This is a genomic window from Companilactobacillus suantsaicola, from assembly GCF_004745525.1.
Classification (GTDB): Bacteria; Bacillota; Bacilli; order Lactobacillales; family Lactobacillaceae; genus Companilactobacillus; species Companilactobacillus suantsaicola.
In genome coordinates, this window is record NZ_RKLY01000018.1 from 38138 (window position 1) to 54661 (window position 16524).

Below are 16524 nucleotides of genomic sequence, written 5' to 3' on the forward strand. Positions count from 1 at the left end.
GAATAATTACGAAAATATTGGCGAAAATATTCTAATCATTTTGCAAATTTCATGCTCTAATGATATCACATATGCTATCAAAAAGTAAAAATATTAAACCAATACCGAAACATTACGTACCTCACCTAAGTGAAAAGTCTTTTGATTATCAAGATAAAATTTATTCTCATCGTGCCCAACTACTTCACCTACTAAATCGTCAGCTACTTGGTGATTAGTGTCAAAGGTATTCAATTGGACTTTGACGATTTGATTGTAAGAATATGATTGCATCAATAGCTTGGTGATTTCTTCAATCGTCTGCTTAGGACGTAAATTGTTTTCATGCTTGAGTTTTTTATCAGCTTTTTTTAAGGCGGCCGTGTGATCGGACAAATAGAAGCCTTGCCATTTCATTTTGCCGCGGTCGTGGTAATAACGGTCAAAAAATATTTTAACTGTTTGGGAATCAGTTGCGTTTTTACTCATCAAAATGTCGTCTCCTTTGGATCAATTCTTGCTTGTAAGGCCATCTCAGACCGATGAAACCATCATACATGATTGTAAAATGATATTTTGATAATATTTTAGAAATTATTTTTTCTAAATATGATAATTTATAATTTGTGACTGTGTGTAGCGGGATTGAATGGCGACGTCTGTTCTTTGGTTGAATGTTGATAAAAAAATTGTACGTACAATCATAAGTATCGTTGACAACTTGCAAATAGTACTCCGTTTGCGGGCGGCGCTTGAAGTTTAATTCGATCCGTTCCAAGATGATTTTTAAATCATCATTCATAGGCGTTGCCACCATTGTGACCACCAACTAAGGTGGAACGATTGATTGCCGTACCACCTTTTAAGAGACTATTGGCATAAACAATCGAGTTGAAGCCATATCTAGAGCGAATTTGGTCGATAACGTTCAGACAATCCTCTTTTTGACATTGTTGTACGACAGGATTGAAGAAATCTAACTGTTGAAATGTTTTATCAGTTAATTTAGACGAATAAATTGCTAAATTTCTAACTGACTGCCCTTGCCAATGTGTTCGAAACATCGTCAACAGTACCCGACAAATCTCTTTATCGTTGTCAGTCGGTGGCAAATTACTGGCAACATTGAAACCACTCATCCCGTTCTCACTATCTTTGAAGGAAAAACCAACACCCAAAGCTAGACTCCCAGCTAATTTGTGATGATGCCGTAAACGAGAAGCGACCTGTTGTCCCATCTCTTTGATAACCGTCTCAATCTCACTTTGGAAAATGTAATCTCGCGGTAGAACCTGGGAATTGCCGATACTTCGGTTTTTAGGCGTGATATCCTCATCAAGTTTAGTGCGGTCAACACCCCAAGCGATGGCAAATAATTGTTCGCCAATCAAGCCTAATTTTTCCGATAAGTAAAACGGGTTAGTGTGTGCTAACTCATACATATTGTGGATTCCCAACGAGTTCAAACGTTTAGCCGTCCGTTTAGCGATACTCCAGACATCGGTCAGCTCCTGAATCGACCAAATCTTCTCCCGCACCGTGCTGTAGTGAATCTCACCCATCAACTCCGGGTCGTGCTTGGCGTAAATGTCCAAGGCAATTTTGGCTTGAACTGGATTATCCCCAATCCCGACCGTGGTATACAGTCCCAAACGTTTGCGAACGGTACGTTGAATCAAGCGGGCGACTTCTCTTGGTGAGTTTCCAAACAGCTGCCACGACTTAGTCATATCAATAATCGACTCATCAATCGAATACGGCCAGACATCACTTTCAGCCGCAAACTCATGAAAAATGCTGTTTATTTGTAAATTACGTTTAATGTAGAGATTCATCCGCGGTGGAACAACAATTAATCGCGGATCTTGTGGCAAATCACGTTGTCTCGAAACATTAGCTTTCAAGTGAAACAGTTTCTTAGCCATCGGTGAAGTCGCCAAAATCAAACCACCGTTAGTGTTTTCTTGCTCACTCATTACCACTAAGATAACTTTTAGAGGATTCAAACCACGCAAAGTCGCTTCAACACTGGCATAAAACGACTTGTTATCAATCAAGAAGTACACTCCACGCGGTTCATTTGCATAATCATACTCCATCGGCTCACCCTCTTTTTGTTCATATCCTCATTATACGAACATACGTTCTAATTTTCAAGAACAAAAAAACGCACCCTAAAAAAGATGCGCAATAATTAATTTTTAAGCCTTCACAAATTCATCGGTAGCGACCCGATAATAAGTTACACCGCCAATGACAACTTTTTCATCGACCTTCCAAGCCGTGCCAGCCTTCAAGCTATATGGCAACAACTTCCCAGTAGCAGAATAAAGTGGTGTTTGTGAAGTAGTCTTGTAAACTGTCGGATAAGTATTTTCCAAACTGACTGAGTTGACCGGTACCCATTCGTCAGTGGCGACTCGATACATCTTGGTGCCGTTGATAGTCGAAACACCATCCGTCAACCAATTCGTATGGGCTGAAAGACTAGCATCAACTCTTTGTCCTTCAGAATTATAAATTGGTGTCACGCTATTTGTATCGATCACAGTTTTACTTGTCTCCGGTGTGAAGACAAATGAATTCGAAACTGGCAAATATTCATCAGTAGCTACTTGATAATAGTTTTGACCGTTGATGGCAACAATCTTGTTGTAATACCAAGCCGTATTTGGAGCTAATTCAGCCGGAATCCTTTGCCCAAGTGAGTTGACCAATTGAGTGACTTGATCATGAGTTCTGACGATACCTTGTTGAACTTGAACCGTTGTAACGGTAGGAACAGTTGGTGTGATATTGATTGTTGCGGTAGTCGTCGTTGTTCCACCTGAAACATTTTGATCAGTCGTACTTGTCGCAGGCGTTGCTGTAGCAGTTCTCCAAATCAAAGGTTGAGAAGTAGTTCCGCTATAACTTAAAGTCGAGTCACCATAATTCTTCACAATCATGGAATCAGTGTTAGTGCTATTCGCATTGCCAATAACGCCATAAGTCAAAGTTGTCGCTGCTTCATTTGGATTAGCGATATTATAAGTACTTCCACTGACATGAGTCAAATCATCATCTACTGGTGAATCGACCGTTGAAGTGAAGTGATATTGTGATGACAAATCTTCACCATCAAGGCCTTTCAAAAGTTCAGCGGTAAAGGTCAAACCAGCTGGATCATCAGTTGTAGCGTAAACTGGCGAAGTACTTGTCACTTGATTATTATTGAACATCACGGCAACGTAACGGTCACGATTGATGCCAGATAGTGGTGATAAATCAGAAATAGAACCGTTATTCAGCGCTATAACGTTGTAAGAACCGCCATTATTAGCGAAGCTGACTAACCAAGGAGCAATTTGATTCAATTCAGATTGAGTTATTCCGGCATTAGTTGGGAGTGATGAGTCACCTGTCAGTTCAACATTATAGGCACTAGAAATATCCAAGTTGGTCAGTTGAGAAGTAGAAATTTCTTTGGCACTTGGATCACTGAAATTGCCATCCAAAGTCAAACTGTGTAATGGTACATTATCTAGTGGTGTCAAATCAGGATTTGATTGAGCATCGGAAGCCAGCTTCAATTGAACATTGATAGGAATATCCTTAGGAATGTAAGTGAGTGCTTGCAAACCAGAGAGACTTTCAATCGGTGTGTCTTGTTGATCAGTGATTGATGGATTAGTTTGATCAAGGTATTCCGTCTCCAACAAATCAAATTCAGTCTGTCCGTTACTGCCATAATTCTGGAAATCTCCTTGCGTGATGGCTTGGCTGCTAGATAAACCTAAACTATTTTTGACCATAGCTTCTAGGGTTGGATCCACGATAGTAACTGGCGTATCGCTGGTAGTCGTCGTCACAGGTGTGGTGCTAGTCGTCGGCTGTGTAGCGGTAGTTGTACTAGTTCCAGTCGTTGGAGCCGTACTTGTGGTCGTTGTCGGATTAGTAGTACCGGTTGTCGAGCTTGTCGTACCAGTCGTGGTTGTACTTGTTGTAGCAGTTGTCCCACTAGTTGATGTTGTCCCAGTCGTAGGCGCTGTTGAAGTAGTTGGCTGAACTGTCCCAGTAGTTGTATTTGTCGTTGGCTGAGTAGTCGTTCCGGTCGTTGTTGGTTTCGTGGCAGTCGTCGAACTAGTAGGCGCAGTCGTCACAGTCGAACTACCATCACTAGTCGTAGCCGCCTTCACATTTTGCGTGGGCAATGTCGTTAAAATCATTGCGGAAAATAAAGTTACTCCTAAATATAAACACTTTTTATTCAATAGCACATTTATCATCCTTTCATTATCTTCACGGTCAATCTTAATCCCGCCAATAATATGTGGATGATAATTAGAATTGTATTGTACCCTTCGTCTTGCAGAAAGTGGAACAAGCCTAGCTTGTGTAACTCGTTTCAGTTAGAGAGCGGGATATAACTTTTTTCCTAAACTGCCAAACAAAAAAGCCTTCCGACCAAAGTCAGAAAGCAATTTTTTATTCACTATAATCGTAGCCATTACCAATTGAACCAGATTCTTCACCGGAGGAAGTTCCTTCAGAAGTTTCGCCACCAGTTGTTCCAGTAGAAGAACCAGTGCTACTACCACTACTGCTACCAGTTGATGAACTTGAGCCACTTGATGAGCCACCACCGTAGTAATTATTTGATGATGAACTACTACCAGAATTACCAGTATTATATGAAGAGTTTGAACCAGAATTTGATGGTCTCCAAGTTGAACCCGTCGAACCACTCGATGAACCAGAATAGGAATTAGAGTTAGAACTAGTTGTACCACTAGTAGAATTAGTACCACTGTTACTATTAGTTCCCGTAGTTGTATTGGCTGAATTGTTAGTCGTGTTATCCGTAGCCGTTGTGTCATTACTGTCAGCGGTCGTATCATTCGTATCAGTTTCAGCTTTTTTCTCAGATTTCTTCTTGTCAGACTTCTTCTTCGATTCCTTTTTCTTAGCCTTTTTCTTAGGAGCTTTGATCTCTTCGCCAGACTTGTAGGCAATCGAACCAGTCTTCTTCTCCCGTAGATTCAAACTATTCCGTAGAAAATCAGTCACATCCTGTAAATCGGACTTAGTAACAATCTCCATTTCTTGTTTAGCGACCGTAGCCGTTTTCCCCTTCAGTTGCATCTTAGAAATTTGATTGTCATTGTCGATGAAATTCTTCGTCAGCGCGCGGAAATCATCAAACGTCAAATCAGTTTGCGTCTCCTTAGCCAATGCGTTGTAGAAATCCTGATTCATCAACGAAGCAAACGAATCACTCTTACGTAAGATGGCGGACAAAATTTCAAACTGGTGAACTGCTGAATCCTTATCACGCTTGCTATAGGCCAGTGCCTTTTGACTGTCCATATGCACCCGCTTATTTTTGGTGAACGTGTAGCCTTGCGACTTGAACGATTCCGATGGCGTGACACTAACCCCTTTAACAGAGTCAATTACTTGATCCAAGCCATTCATGTTGACGACCGCATAAAAATCGATCGGCACATTCAATAATTTTTCAACTGCTGTAATCGCCGTCTTAGCAGAACCGAATGAATAAGCCGTACCAATCGTTGCCGGTGACTTGTCTTCATAGCCCGGAACCACGATACTCGTGTCACTGTCGATATTAACAATCGAAGTTTTACGTGATTCAGGATTAATCGTTACAACCATCATCGAATCAGTTTTGCCAGAATAATTTCGCCCCGATTTGTCATCTTGCGTACCCATCAACAAGATCGAAACTGGCGACTTTTTTTCTAAGATAGAACTAACATTTCTATCCTTGTCCACACCCGAAGGCGCAAACGAACTGTTAATAGCAGCCTTAACACTACGATAATGCGTCATGGAATAAGCAGCCGTCCCCAAAACCAGAAAAGCTAAAATAACCAAAAAGACATTTCTAATCGTATGTTTTTTGTGTCTGTTGTGCATTTGTATTCCCCTCTTTGAAACAACAAAAATTAATTTCAAAAATATATTTTTACCTTAATACCTAAATTTTATCATATTTACCAAGGGGTTTACGGCGATTGAGCAAAAATAAAAAACATACTTAAGAAAGTATGCTTAAATTGAAATTCCAGCTGACAATAATTTAAGTTGGACTGAATTAAAACCGCTATATTCTAAGGCACCAAGATAATTGGCAAACAACTTATTAGCAGAAATTCTAACCACGTCATCTTTTGATAGCTGTACAAGTTCCACACTGTGACGATCAACCAAACCATCTTTAACTAACATCGAACAAAAACGATTATCCCTAGTTCCCATGTTAAATCCGTTATCAATCAATACTTTTCCGTTGCTGTCATTGCTAAATTTAACATTATTGATCAATGCATAATAGGGTGAAAGTGTGCTAAACGACAAGTAAACAATATCAAATCTGAAATCATTGATAGTGACTTTTTCAAAATGATTATCTATTCTTATTTCCTTTAGCATCAGCAACCCTCCATAATTTATGCTTCAAGTAATAAATTATTATACGAAATACGTGTAATACTTGTCAAATAATTCAAAAGCAGCTTCTAGAACCATTTTAACTTCCAAATTAGAGTTCACAATCTTTACACTAGAGAAATCATCACCCACATGTACATACGGCGAACGTGATTTATTATAAAAACTATACATTTTATTTACCAAGTCAACTTTTTCGAAGGAATTTAAAGCTCTAACAAATTCTACCCTTAATTCATGTTCATTCGTAACCGCATTATAATTAAAGGCACTGCCAAAGCGGTGTCTCCCTTTATTATCAACTACACGTTCTCTACCACCATCAAAAGTTTCAAATATTTCTGCAAGATAATATTCAGACAAACGTAATACTGGAGTTATCTTAAAAGTGTAGTCGAATGATTCTGAATTATCATCATAATTAACAATGGACTGAAATAACATATTTGAAAAAATTTGTTTATCTCGTTCAAAGTGAGGTATCAAACGTCCCAACAATAATTTGATTTTATCTTTATCTATACTTTTTGAATTAACTTCAGAAAGTATATCTATAACAGCCTCATTTGATGATACTAACGAAACTAAATACGAAACAGACTGATTAATTATATTTGAATCACTCTTTCCCTGAACAAGACATAACATATTCTTTTTATAATAAGTTACCGTTGCTGATTCTCCGTCTTCATTAATAAATCTATATCTGATTTTATTACTTTCTTCATTAATAACTAATACCTTAATAAGGCCATCTTCATTAATTATTTTTATCAAGGCCTTCAAATCAACATCTGATATTCCTTTTAAACTATGACTACCATCTATATTTTCAACATGTTCTCCAGATAAAAGAGCTCGTTTTGCAATTCGATCTACACGTTCATTAAATTCAACATTGCTGTGAGCCTTTACCTTGGAGAATGCCACTTTAATATTTCGACTTAAGATATTAAATCTCTTCTTATAATATACGGCAATACTGGTTTTTGCCCTCCAAGATCCATCAGCCCAATTTTCTATACCTGCATAATCATATTTAATCAAAATACTCTTATACTTATTTTCCTTAGCCCACTTCAAAGCGTACAAACAAGCTTCAACTTCTCCAGGAATCTGTTTAGAGGATTTAAAGTCATTGTTATTACCTTTAAATCCCCCTTCAAATAAAATTTCTTTACTAAAAGCATCCAAAATAATAACTCCCGACCCATAACCATCTACATTTAAAATACTTGAACCGTCAACATAACCAACCAATTCATATTTACTCTCATCAACTTTTTCCGGGGTAAAATTCAACCATTCCTCAGCCTCTTCCTCAGTCATAAAAGATTTAAATTTTGCTCCAGGAAAACCCTTTACCATTTTCTCAGTCTCATCCCATGAATAAAATAGTCCTATTTTTCTTCCAGCTTTAATTGCATATACCTTGTTTTTTACCATAATAAATATTCACCCTCATTTTTAAACTTAAATTCACGTACATAAATAAATTACGTAAATTGAGCAAGAGGAAATACTCATTAACTTATTTTTTCAAAATAAAAAACATACTTAAGAAAGTATGCCTCATCACATTAACCATATTCATTTTAACTGAGAACCAAACACTTATATTTCATCCTCACTATCCCAGTAATACGTTCCCAAGATATCCACAAATTCTTCCGCACTAATCGTCCCAGCATCGACAGCAAAATCCAAATCACGCGCACATTTGCCAAATTCCAAAAAGAACCTCGAACGAATCGCCTCCGCCATTTCAAGCTTGCCTTCATCTAGCCAGCGCTCAGCACAATCAACGTACAATAGATCAATATGTTCATTCAACAAATCTCTACGAATATCCACTTCCAGATCCGCCAACGTTTGAAAAGTCGAGTAAACCAACATCGAAATGTTATTGTGATTCGGAAAACGCTTCTCAAAATCGAGCTCTTCAATCCTTTCAAAATCATCTAATTCCTGAAGCTCATCACCATCCAAGAAATCACTAACGAATTCATGACCATCAGCCTGCTCCATAAATTGTCTAAAATAAGCTAGCACCTCAGCCGAATAATAGACCTTACCCTCATGATTCAATTCCTTCAAAATATCGACCGACTTAACTTGTTTTTCTTGATCATGATACTCACGTAAACACATAAGTAAATTCCAATCCAAAATAATCATCGTGCTAGTAGAGTAGTCCATAGGATTTTCCCTCATTTATATTATTTCGACAAAACAACCCGTTTCATCGTACTATCATTGTGCCGAAAACTTCTGAAAAAAGAAACAATTTCCAGCAATTTTTTTCAAGCCATTTTCAGCAAATTTTGCAAATTTCCATCACGCTACAAACGTTGTTAAATCAATATTTATAGCCATGATTTTGACGATATAATTAATTAAATCGAATGTTATTACAACTTCGAATATCGGTAACTGTTTGAAAAATAATAAAAATAATTACTAATTCGTATCAGCAATCCGATTCATCAAAGAGTCCCAAAACTCATTAGCCTCAATCACATTCAAACGATTAGTAAAACCTGCATGCTGAACAAAATTTTCATAACCTAGACAAAAATCATTTTGAATCTTCATTATCTTTGAATCATCCCCAGCGAAATCTACAAAAATTAATTCAGCATTCGCAAATACCAATCCATTTTCAAGATCCATCTCCAAATCTCTCAAAGTTTGAAAAGCTGCAAAACGTGACATTGCCAATCCATCAGCACCAGAAAAACTCTCAGAAAAATCGAATTCCTCTAATGCCTCAAATTCAGCCAATTCCGCATTTTCAGCCTCACTCAAAAGACAACTAACAAATTCAGAACCGTCATTCATTAACAAAAATTGCTTAAAGTAACATAAGACTTCAAAAGAAAAGAAAATCTGACCCTCAGCCCGCAATCTCTTCAAAAACTCAAGAATATCAGTTCGTTCTTCATTAATGGTAATTTCTCGAATAGACATAAGTAAATCCCAGCTTAAAATAATTTTAGGCGCTGAGTTAAATTTCATATAATTCGCCTCTCTTCCAAATTTTATTCGATAAAACCAAAATGTTTTACCGTTCCTTTATTATGCAGAAAAATGAAAAGAAAAACAGCGAAAAACACATTTTTTTCAAAAAGTTTTCAATATTTTTTATCAATCGTCTTCCAAAAACTAAAGTTGATGTAAAGAAATTCATATTCTCTGTTTGAGCAAACACAAATTTACGATTTCACACCCTATCCCAATTTCAATATCGGTTAGTGTTTAAAACAAAAAAGCAATCAACTTTTTAAATTGATTGCCTGTACAATTTACGAAAAGAATTCAAAACTCACTTATCTAGCTTCACTTTCGAGTTAATTCCGTTAAATATTGGGTAAAATGATCTTCTTCATTTTTAATTTTTGATTCAAACCCTTGATAATTTAAAGTACCTTGGGGAATAAAAAATCTATAAGTCTTCAATGTTCCTCCCATTCCATCAACTTCTCCAATTTTTTCAATATGTTCCTCTTTATCGCGCTGAATATCGGGCTTTAAGAAAATTCCTTCGGCTGATCTTAACAAATGAATATAAGTTATCATTTGATTATAATCGTCTCTAGTATTTAGATTCAATTTATATTTTGTATCAATAGGAATTTCATTTTTAGAAACAAAATCTGGGTACCTAAACCCTTTCGTCTGGATATCTTTAAACAGATGAAGCGTTTTTAGTTTTCTTACTCTTCCATAATGACTCATACCCGATATCTTGGCAATATAATTCTCCCACAACCATGCAACATCAATTAATATTCCCCGTACTTTACTTTCTGACATTTCTCCATATGCAATTTTTTTATCATCTAATATTTGCAAACATAACTTCTGCAATGCCGTATATTCATCAAAATAACCAGTTTTGGCAGGATTATTCAAATTATCTTGAATAACTTTATTCCTTTGATCTTTTGAATATTTTCCAGTGGCACTTCTAATTAGCCTTACGGCATCTTTTGTTTCCTTATCATTAGTCAAAATGCCAGGATTTTTTTTACTAATCTTCTCTATTGTGTGTCGAATAAGTTCGGTAATTTGATTATCATAACTAATTACTCTAGATTCATATGCAAAATTACCAGTAAAGGGTATATTCTTTTTAATTTGTGTTGAGATATTCAATTTGCCTCGAATATTAGAATCATTGTATCTTTTTAAAACGTATTCCTTATACAATCCTTTTTTCAGAGCATTAGTCAAATAATATGGGAATATCCAAGATAGTAAATCTAAATAAGAATCCTTTTCAGATGTTCCAACTACACTAGAAGAAATATTATAATTTAATACCGTTTGCAACATATGACGAAGAAAATAATCTTGATCAAATTCTTCATTAGTAAAACGAGATCTTATCTTCATCTGCTCACTTTTATAATTAAGGTAACCAACATAATTACATGAATGGATTTCTTTACCCCTGGTTCTAAATAGATAATTATTATTGTCCAAATAAATTGCTCTTGGAAAGATTATGAAATTGCTTTCCTGAAGCGTTTTAATATCCTTATTTAGAAAATGATGTACTATAAGACTGCTACCCTTAATTTTTTGATTATCAGTAATATTAATCATTTTCATTACCAAAAGACATTAAAATATCTCTTAGAGCTGCTATTTTATCACTCGCACCAGTCTCATTTTTATAATAATCATTAAGGAGTGGCTCCAATTTCATATTCCACAAATCATTTTTTCATCACTTGATGCATCCAATACTTTAAAGTAACTAGCACCAATCTGATAATCTCTTGAAAGATCTTTACCAATGATTTCATTGAACTTGTTGACCACGCTTCTAAGTTTTTCATTTTTAAGCATGTGTGCGGCCGATTCCTCAGCAGTAACTTCAATAAATGAAAATCTTCTTCTCATCGCAAAATCAAAGGTATCTACTGAACGATCAATATCATTCATCGTTCCAATAATATAGACATTATTCGGTATGAAAAATTTGAAATCCTCATTAGAATGTAAATTTGAATATTGTGTACTTATTGCGTTTTGTGTATCTCCTCTATAATTAGGATCTATAGAAAAGAATAATTCACCAAATATATTTGAAATTTCACCTCTGTTTATTTCGTCAATAATGAAAACGTATTTTTTATCATTTTTAAAAAAACTTTTCTTCAATTTATCAACTATATGTTTTCTATATGAATCATGCCCTCCCATTTTGACACCAGGAAGTCCTCTATATACCCTATAAATTTGATTCTTGCTAAGATACGTCGTTGATTCTTTAACATATACTCCATCCCCCTTCTTCTCATAGGGAATAAGATTGTTCACACCCTCTACGCCATTATATCCTTTAGGACCCGCACCCTTCACAGCGTTTAAGAATTCTTCCCATGCATCGTCAAATTGACTCTTAATTGCTTTTTCAACGAACTCCATAAATATACCGCTCTTTAATTCAAAACCCATTTTTTCATTTTTCTGAACAGGACGTATTCCTTCAACAAAATCTGTGTAATCATATCCGGGATGAAATTGAACAAATCCAATTCTATCTCGCTCATCTTTCTTACTTCCTACTAATATTGAAGCAATTTCATGTGCTAAATAAGTTTTTCCAGTACCAGGTGCTCCCCTCAATATAATATTTTTTTCCTTAAGTAAGATGTTTTTTATATCTTCTCTATAATCTGCCAAAATCATTTCCCCCAAATACCAATATACTTATATAACTATTATAATGATAGCGCATTTTAACTGTAATTAAAAAATGGAAAACCACTAAATATGGTTTTCCATTTTTATTTCTAGTAATAATTCAATTTTCATACTTCTTTCTATTCTTTTGGAAAAGTAAATCCAATCGATTTGAATTTGGTACACATTTTATCTACAAAACACCTTATCGCGTAATTATTATTTACTCATTGGCCAGTTAGAAAGAATTAGCTATTTAACACCAGTACAAAGGATGCTACTTGGATTACTATCTTTGAGAATACAAAGACCATTCCATCTAAATCCACGCCAATACATAATGAAATTACTAAAAAGTTACCAACGTTACCTGCTTTCCTAAAAAGGAAGATCTGACAGCCCATTTACCATGGAATCAAAATTTCAATCAATCACTTGAAGCCTGAGCGCACTCGACTCTAGGAAAGTCGGGTGCTTTTGCGTTCTGAAAGAAATTTAAAAATCAATACATTCTGTTATTTACTCTTACAATTTAATGGGACACAAAAGCCGGCATTATGAGACATCGGTCAATATAGATATTTAGAAAAGACACCATTCTACCAGTTATTTTTTTAAACTGTTAGAACACTTACAATATTTTTTACACTCACACAGAAAACTAATAATTAATTAGATTTATCCACGAATTTACCTTATTCTCATCAAATTCATTAATATTTTTCTCCAAATGAGTTGGATTAATTTTGTACATAAATAAAATAACTAATTTGGCCGTTTTAACTAATTCTTCGTGTCCAATAAATTTCATCCAACTACTGTCGGTAATGCTTTGAACCTTATTCACAAAATGGCTCTCATTATCTAATACTAATCTCGAATCGAAACTACTATAAAATTTTTCCAATCTTTCATCACCCAAAAGATTCAATATTTGAGGATCGGTAAATATCTCTCTAGAGCTTAAACAATAACAAAAAGAAGAAAACCCTTCAACAACACGTCTCATTCTATTTCCAATGACAGCATCTAGATTTTTATCTTCATCATTAGCATAACTATATATCGCATTTAACTCATTTTCATAATCATTTGAAGATTTCTTTGTAATTTCTTCTAAATTACCATTGTCTAATAAATATTTACTATAGTAAATTTGTCCATTTGAAATCCTTTTTCGCTCTTTTCTGTCTAAACTTTCATTCCATTTTATTAAATTCTTTTTATAAGTAGAAATATTATTCATTATTTTATCTAAGTGACTAAAAATTTCAAAATCATGAGTCATTAAAAGTACTTTACTATCTTCATTTCCAAACAAAATATCTTTAACTTTATCATTTATTAATGATAAAATCCCAATTTTATTTTCAAAATCAAAGCTGGATACGGGATCATCTAGTATAATTAAACTTTTTTTAGTGTACTCATCACTAATACTTAAGTTTTTATTAATCGTAGAAAAGAAATAACATAATCTTATCGCATTAGACTCACCTGTAGATAAACTTTTAAGTCCAATAGGCTTTCCTCGAGATAGCACTTTATAACAGTTTTTTCCTTCCTGTAAGGATATACGATTTGGATCCATAAAAACTGATGCTAGCATTTTATTTATGTCTTTTAAAGCAATTTCTTGCCCATTAATTTTGTTTTCCACTTTCAGAAGATCTATTTTATTTTCGTCCTCGCTTCTTTCAATGGACTGTAATTTATTTTTAGTACTACTATAATTTTCTTTTGCTTGATCCCATTCCTTAAATTCTTCCTTTAATTCAATCGCCGCAATTTTATCGTTAATTTGGTGTGCTTCTTTTTGCAAATCAATTAGCATATCAAATTTTTTGTTGTATTCAAAGATTTTTTCATGTAGATCAATTTCATCTTTATTTATCTCTTCAAATTTCGAGTCTAAATTTATTTGGTTTACATCAATATCTTTATATGGATTAGCTTTTTTTACTCTAAAAATCTCCTTTATTTTTTCAACACTATCGTTATAGGTATTAATTTTTAAATTCAAATTTAAAGCTTCAGTATGGAATTCTTCAAATATTTTTGATTCAATTGGTATATTATTTAAACTTTTAATCACAATTGAATCTACCTTTTTCAGGTAATCCTCCATTTGGATATCATTCAATACACTTTTAACAATTGAAATAATCTCATTTTTTTCATCTTCGCTAATATCTCGAAGACACATTGGACAATATGTAACATTATTATTAGAGAACACCTCTAATCTTTGCTTTGGTGTAATACTACGAGAATCAATGGTATTAGATATTCTATTCTTATATTCATCGCTATTCACAATTGGCGGTTTTTCAGACAAAATCTTTATAATCTTCTCTTCACTATTAGGGTTACATTGTACATTGTAATTGTCTAAAGAAGAACTATTCCGCATCGATTTTATACTAGAAATTAATTTGTTTAATTGATTTTGCAATTGTTTTACATTGTCTGTACTAACAATTTTTACATTTCTAATTAAATCTATATTCCTTTTAGTAACTTTTTTATTTATTTTATCCCCATCAATTCTACCGGAAATTTCTGACCATTTTCCAACTTTCTTTAGTTCCTTTTTTATTTTCCTATAATGAAAATCGGGACTATCTATACTAGAACCTTCATCTAATCTTTCAATATATTTTTCAACATTCTCTTTTTCATTTCTAATTTCAACCGACTTTTCTTTCAAATCATCATATTGTTTTTGAAGATCAATCTGATTTTTCAATCTTACTATTGCTTGTAGTTCATCATTCGTAGAAAAATTTACTTGATTTTCAATAAAAAAACGATTATATACATAGAAATGTTCATATTCATCGCTATCTAATTTACCCAAACAACTTATCTCGTCATCTCTTTTCTCATAAAAAGAAGCAGTATTCAGCATTATTTCATTTTCAGCATTTTCTTTTAAATTCTCTTTACTATCAATATTTTTCCAAGAATTAATTGTATTATTTACTGCCGAAGATATTGTTGTTTTACCAGTTCCATTTCTACCAAAAATTAATATAGCATTTAATTTTTTATTACCTTTTTTGTTCTTACTTTCAAAATCAATTTTCAAATCCTCATCATTTAAATATGGTGCATTTATTCTAATCTGATTCCACAACATAATCCCCTCCATTTCATATATATATATATATATATTTATATTTTACTATTGTTTCAATGATTAAATAATTTAATTTATGTTTCGATTTTTATTATTACATGGTAAAACAATCAAATACCGTCCATATCAACTTTCTAATTTTTTTCAGCACACAAAAAACACCCGACTTTCTTTCCAGAAAGTCGGGTTATATGCTTAACTCATTACTTGCAGTATTAATATCTTGCCTTGTGTCTTAAAGTAGATTTTCTTCTGACAATTTGATCTTCTTTTATTTCTATGGCTCGTTCAATCATAGTTGAACTGATTTTCAAATATTTCTCACGCCAAGCATGTCCAATATATAGAATCAACACAGAAAAAAATATGAGTAAGATCCAAGACAACACATATATTAAAGTAGGAAAATCCAAAATAGATTTAATAACAAAAGATATTACAGTTACGATTGAAGAGGATAATATTAAATTTCTAACTAGAGATTTAATAGAATGCGGGGCCTCATCTACAGAAAGAAAAATTTTCCATTCATTTAGTTCATCAAGTGACATGTATTGCAAAATTCTCAAAAATAATTCATTTCTTTCAAACACAGCTCTAATATCATAACCACCTTTATCTTCATAAATTGATTTTTTTAGTTTTAATCCATTAATATGTCTTTCCCTATGTTTATAAAACTCAAGCGACTTGATAAAGACATCCTCTCTATTCTCATCGATTAGCTCATTTAATCTATTAAAGAAATAATCTGGTTTTCTTCCTTCTTCACTACTAATTGACTTTAAAAAATTTAAATTTCTCTTTCTTTTCAGTTTATAATAGATATCAATCAAATAGCCTGTAATTCTAATACATAATTCCAAAACGAATCTAATCACAAAAACAATCGTTCCCATTATTAAAAGATATATCCCTACCCTTTCACAAACAAGAATAGAATCATAATTTGGTATTAATTTAACTGTAGGATGAAGGTTACTAATTAAAACCAGAAAAAAACCCAGCAAAATAATAATAACTGTTATCCCACCCATTAATGGTTTTATTTTAATTTTCTTAAACATTCTTAATCCACTTTTCATTAATTCATTGTAAGCAGTAAATAACCGACCGTATTGATTTTCTGAGTTCTTTCAGAACGCAAAAACACCCGACTTTCTTTCCAGAAAGTCGAGTGCTTTTTCTTCTATAATTGTTGGTTTAGGCTTCAAGTACTTGATTGAAATTTTGGTTCCATGGTAAATAAG

13 protein-coding genes are annotated in these 16524 nt (G+C 33.7%); all 13 read right to left on the reverse strand.

Annotated features, from left to right (window positions below):
* Positions 1 to 93: 93 nt before the first annotated feature.
* On the reverse strand, positions 94 to 468 hold the full coding sequence (locus EGT49_RS07800; RefSeq protein WP_135373161.1) for a hypothetical protein: 375 nt from the start codon (positions 466 to 468) through the stop codon (positions 94 to 96).
* Complete coding sequence (locus EGT49_RS07805) at positions 461 to 781, reverse strand: acetyl-CoA carboxylase (protein ID WP_135373163.1); 321 nt, start codon at positions 779 to 781, stop codon at positions 461 to 463. The genes EGT49_RS07800 and EGT49_RS07805 overlap by 8 nt, the downstream gene beginning before the upstream one ends.
* Positions 774 to 2078 carry a Y-family DNA polymerase gene (locus EGT49_RS07810; protein ID WP_135373165.1) on the reverse strand — a complete coding sequence of 435 codons (1305 nt, stop codon included), beginning with the start codon at positions 2076 to 2078 and terminating at the stop codon, positions 774 to 776. Before EGT49_RS07810 ends, EGT49_RS07805 begins: the two co-directional genes overlap by 8 nt.
* Positions 2079 to 2180: 102 nt before the next feature.
* A complete protein-coding gene (locus EGT49_RS07815; RefSeq protein ID WP_167849794.1) occupies positions 2181 to 4238 on the reverse strand; it encodes an SLAP domain-containing protein in 2058 nt (685 codons plus the stop codon).
* 208 nt (positions 4239 to 4446) lie between these two features.
* The gene (locus EGT49_RS07825) at positions 4447 to 5901 is read right to left on the reverse strand and encodes an LCP family glycopolymer transferase (protein ID WP_135373168.1); all 1455 of its coding nucleotides are present in this window, start codon (positions 5899 to 5901) and stop codon (positions 4447 to 4449) included.
* Between the two features lie 135 nt (positions 5902 to 6036).
* Positions 6037 to 6417: a hypothetical protein gene (locus EGT49_RS07830; protein ID WP_135373170.1), complete on the reverse strand. Its 381-nt coding sequence runs from the start codon at positions 6415 to 6417 to the stop codon at positions 6037 to 6039.
* A 39-nt stretch (positions 6418 to 6456) separates the two neighbouring features.
* Positions 6457 to 7881, reverse strand: a complete 1425-nt coding sequence (locus EGT49_RS07835) for a ribonuclease H1 domain-containing protein (protein ID WP_135373172.1) — start codon at positions 7879 to 7881, stop codon at positions 6457 to 6459.
* Positions 7882 to 8049: 168 nt separating this feature from the next.
* Entirely contained in the window at positions 8050 to 8634 is a 585-nt protein-coding gene (locus tag EGT49_RS07840) for a hypothetical protein (protein WP_135373174.1), read from the reverse strand.
* Positions 8635 to 8895: 261 nt separating this feature from the next.
* Entirely contained in the window at positions 8896 to 9453 is a 558-nt protein-coding gene (locus EGT49_RS07845; protein WP_135373175.1) for a hypothetical protein, read from the reverse strand.
* A 321-nt stretch (positions 9454 to 9774) separates the two neighbouring features.
* Entirely contained in the window at positions 9775 to 11046 is a 1272-nt protein-coding gene (locus tag EGT49_RS07850; protein ID WP_167849795.1) for a 5-methylcytosine restriction system specificity protein McrC, read from the reverse strand.
* A 99-nt stretch (positions 11047 to 11145) separates the two neighbouring features.
* Positions 11146 to 12132 (reverse strand): McrB family protein, encoded by a 987-nt coding sequence (locus tag EGT49_RS07855; RefSeq protein ID WP_167849796.1) that lies wholly within the window; start codon positions 12130 to 12132, stop codon positions 11146 to 11148.
* A gap of 661 nt (positions 12133 to 12793) precedes the next feature.
* Entirely contained in the window at positions 12794 to 15274 is a 2481-nt protein-coding gene (locus EGT49_RS07860) for an AAA family ATPase (RefSeq protein ID WP_167849797.1), read from the reverse strand.
* 215 nt (positions 15275 to 15489) lie between these two features.
* Positions 15490 to 16341 carry a hypothetical protein gene (locus EGT49_RS07865; protein WP_135373182.1) on the reverse strand — a complete coding sequence of 284 codons (852 nt, stop codon included), beginning with the start codon at positions 16339 to 16341 and terminating at the stop codon, positions 15490 to 15492.
* Between the last annotated feature and the right edge of the window lie 183 nt (positions 16342 to 16524).

Excerpts from the sequence above, each read along its gene's own strand:
- EGT49_RS07800 (WP_135373161.1), bottom strand. The coding sequence starts at position 468 with ATGAGTAAAAACGCAACTGATTCCCAAACAGTTAAAATATTTTTTGAC.
- EGT49_RS07805 (WP_135373163.1), bottom strand. The coding sequence starts at position 781 with ATGAATGATGATTTAAAAATCATCTTGGAACGGATCGAATTAAACTTC.
- EGT49_RS07810 (WP_135373165.1), bottom strand. The coding sequence starts at position 2,078 with ATGGAGTATGATTATGCAAATGAACCGCGTGGAGTGTACTTCTTGATT.
- EGT49_RS07825 (WP_135373168.1), bottom strand. The coding sequence starts at position 5,901 with ATGCACAACAGACACAAAAAACATACGATTAGAAATGTCTTTTTGGTT.
- EGT49_RS07830 (WP_135373170.1), bottom strand. The coding sequence starts at position 6,417 with ATGCTAAAGGAAATAAGAATAGATAATCATTTTGAAAAAGTCACTATC.
- EGT49_RS07835 (WP_135373172.1), bottom strand. The coding sequence starts at position 7,881 with ATGGTAAAAAACAAGGTATATGCAATTAAAGCTGGAAGAAAAATAGGA.
- EGT49_RS07840 (WP_135373174.1), bottom strand. The coding sequence starts at position 8,634 with ATGGACTACTCTACTAGCACGATGATTATTTTGGATTGGAATTTACTT.
- EGT49_RS07845 (WP_135373175.1), bottom strand. The coding sequence starts at position 9,453 with ATGAAATTTAACTCAGCGCCTAAAATTATTTTAAGCTGGGATTTACTT.
- EGT49_RS07850 (WP_167849795.1), bottom strand. The coding sequence starts at position 11,046 with ATGATTAATATTACTGATAATCAAAAAATTAAGGGTAGCAGTCTTATA.
- EGT49_RS07860 (WP_167849797.1), bottom strand. The coding sequence starts at position 15,274 with ATGTTGTGGAATCAGATTAGAATAAATGCACCATATTTAAATGATGAG.
- EGT49_RS07865 (WP_135373182.1), bottom strand. The coding sequence starts at position 16,341 with ATGTTTAAGAAAATTAAAATAAAACCATTAATGGGTGGGATAACAGTT.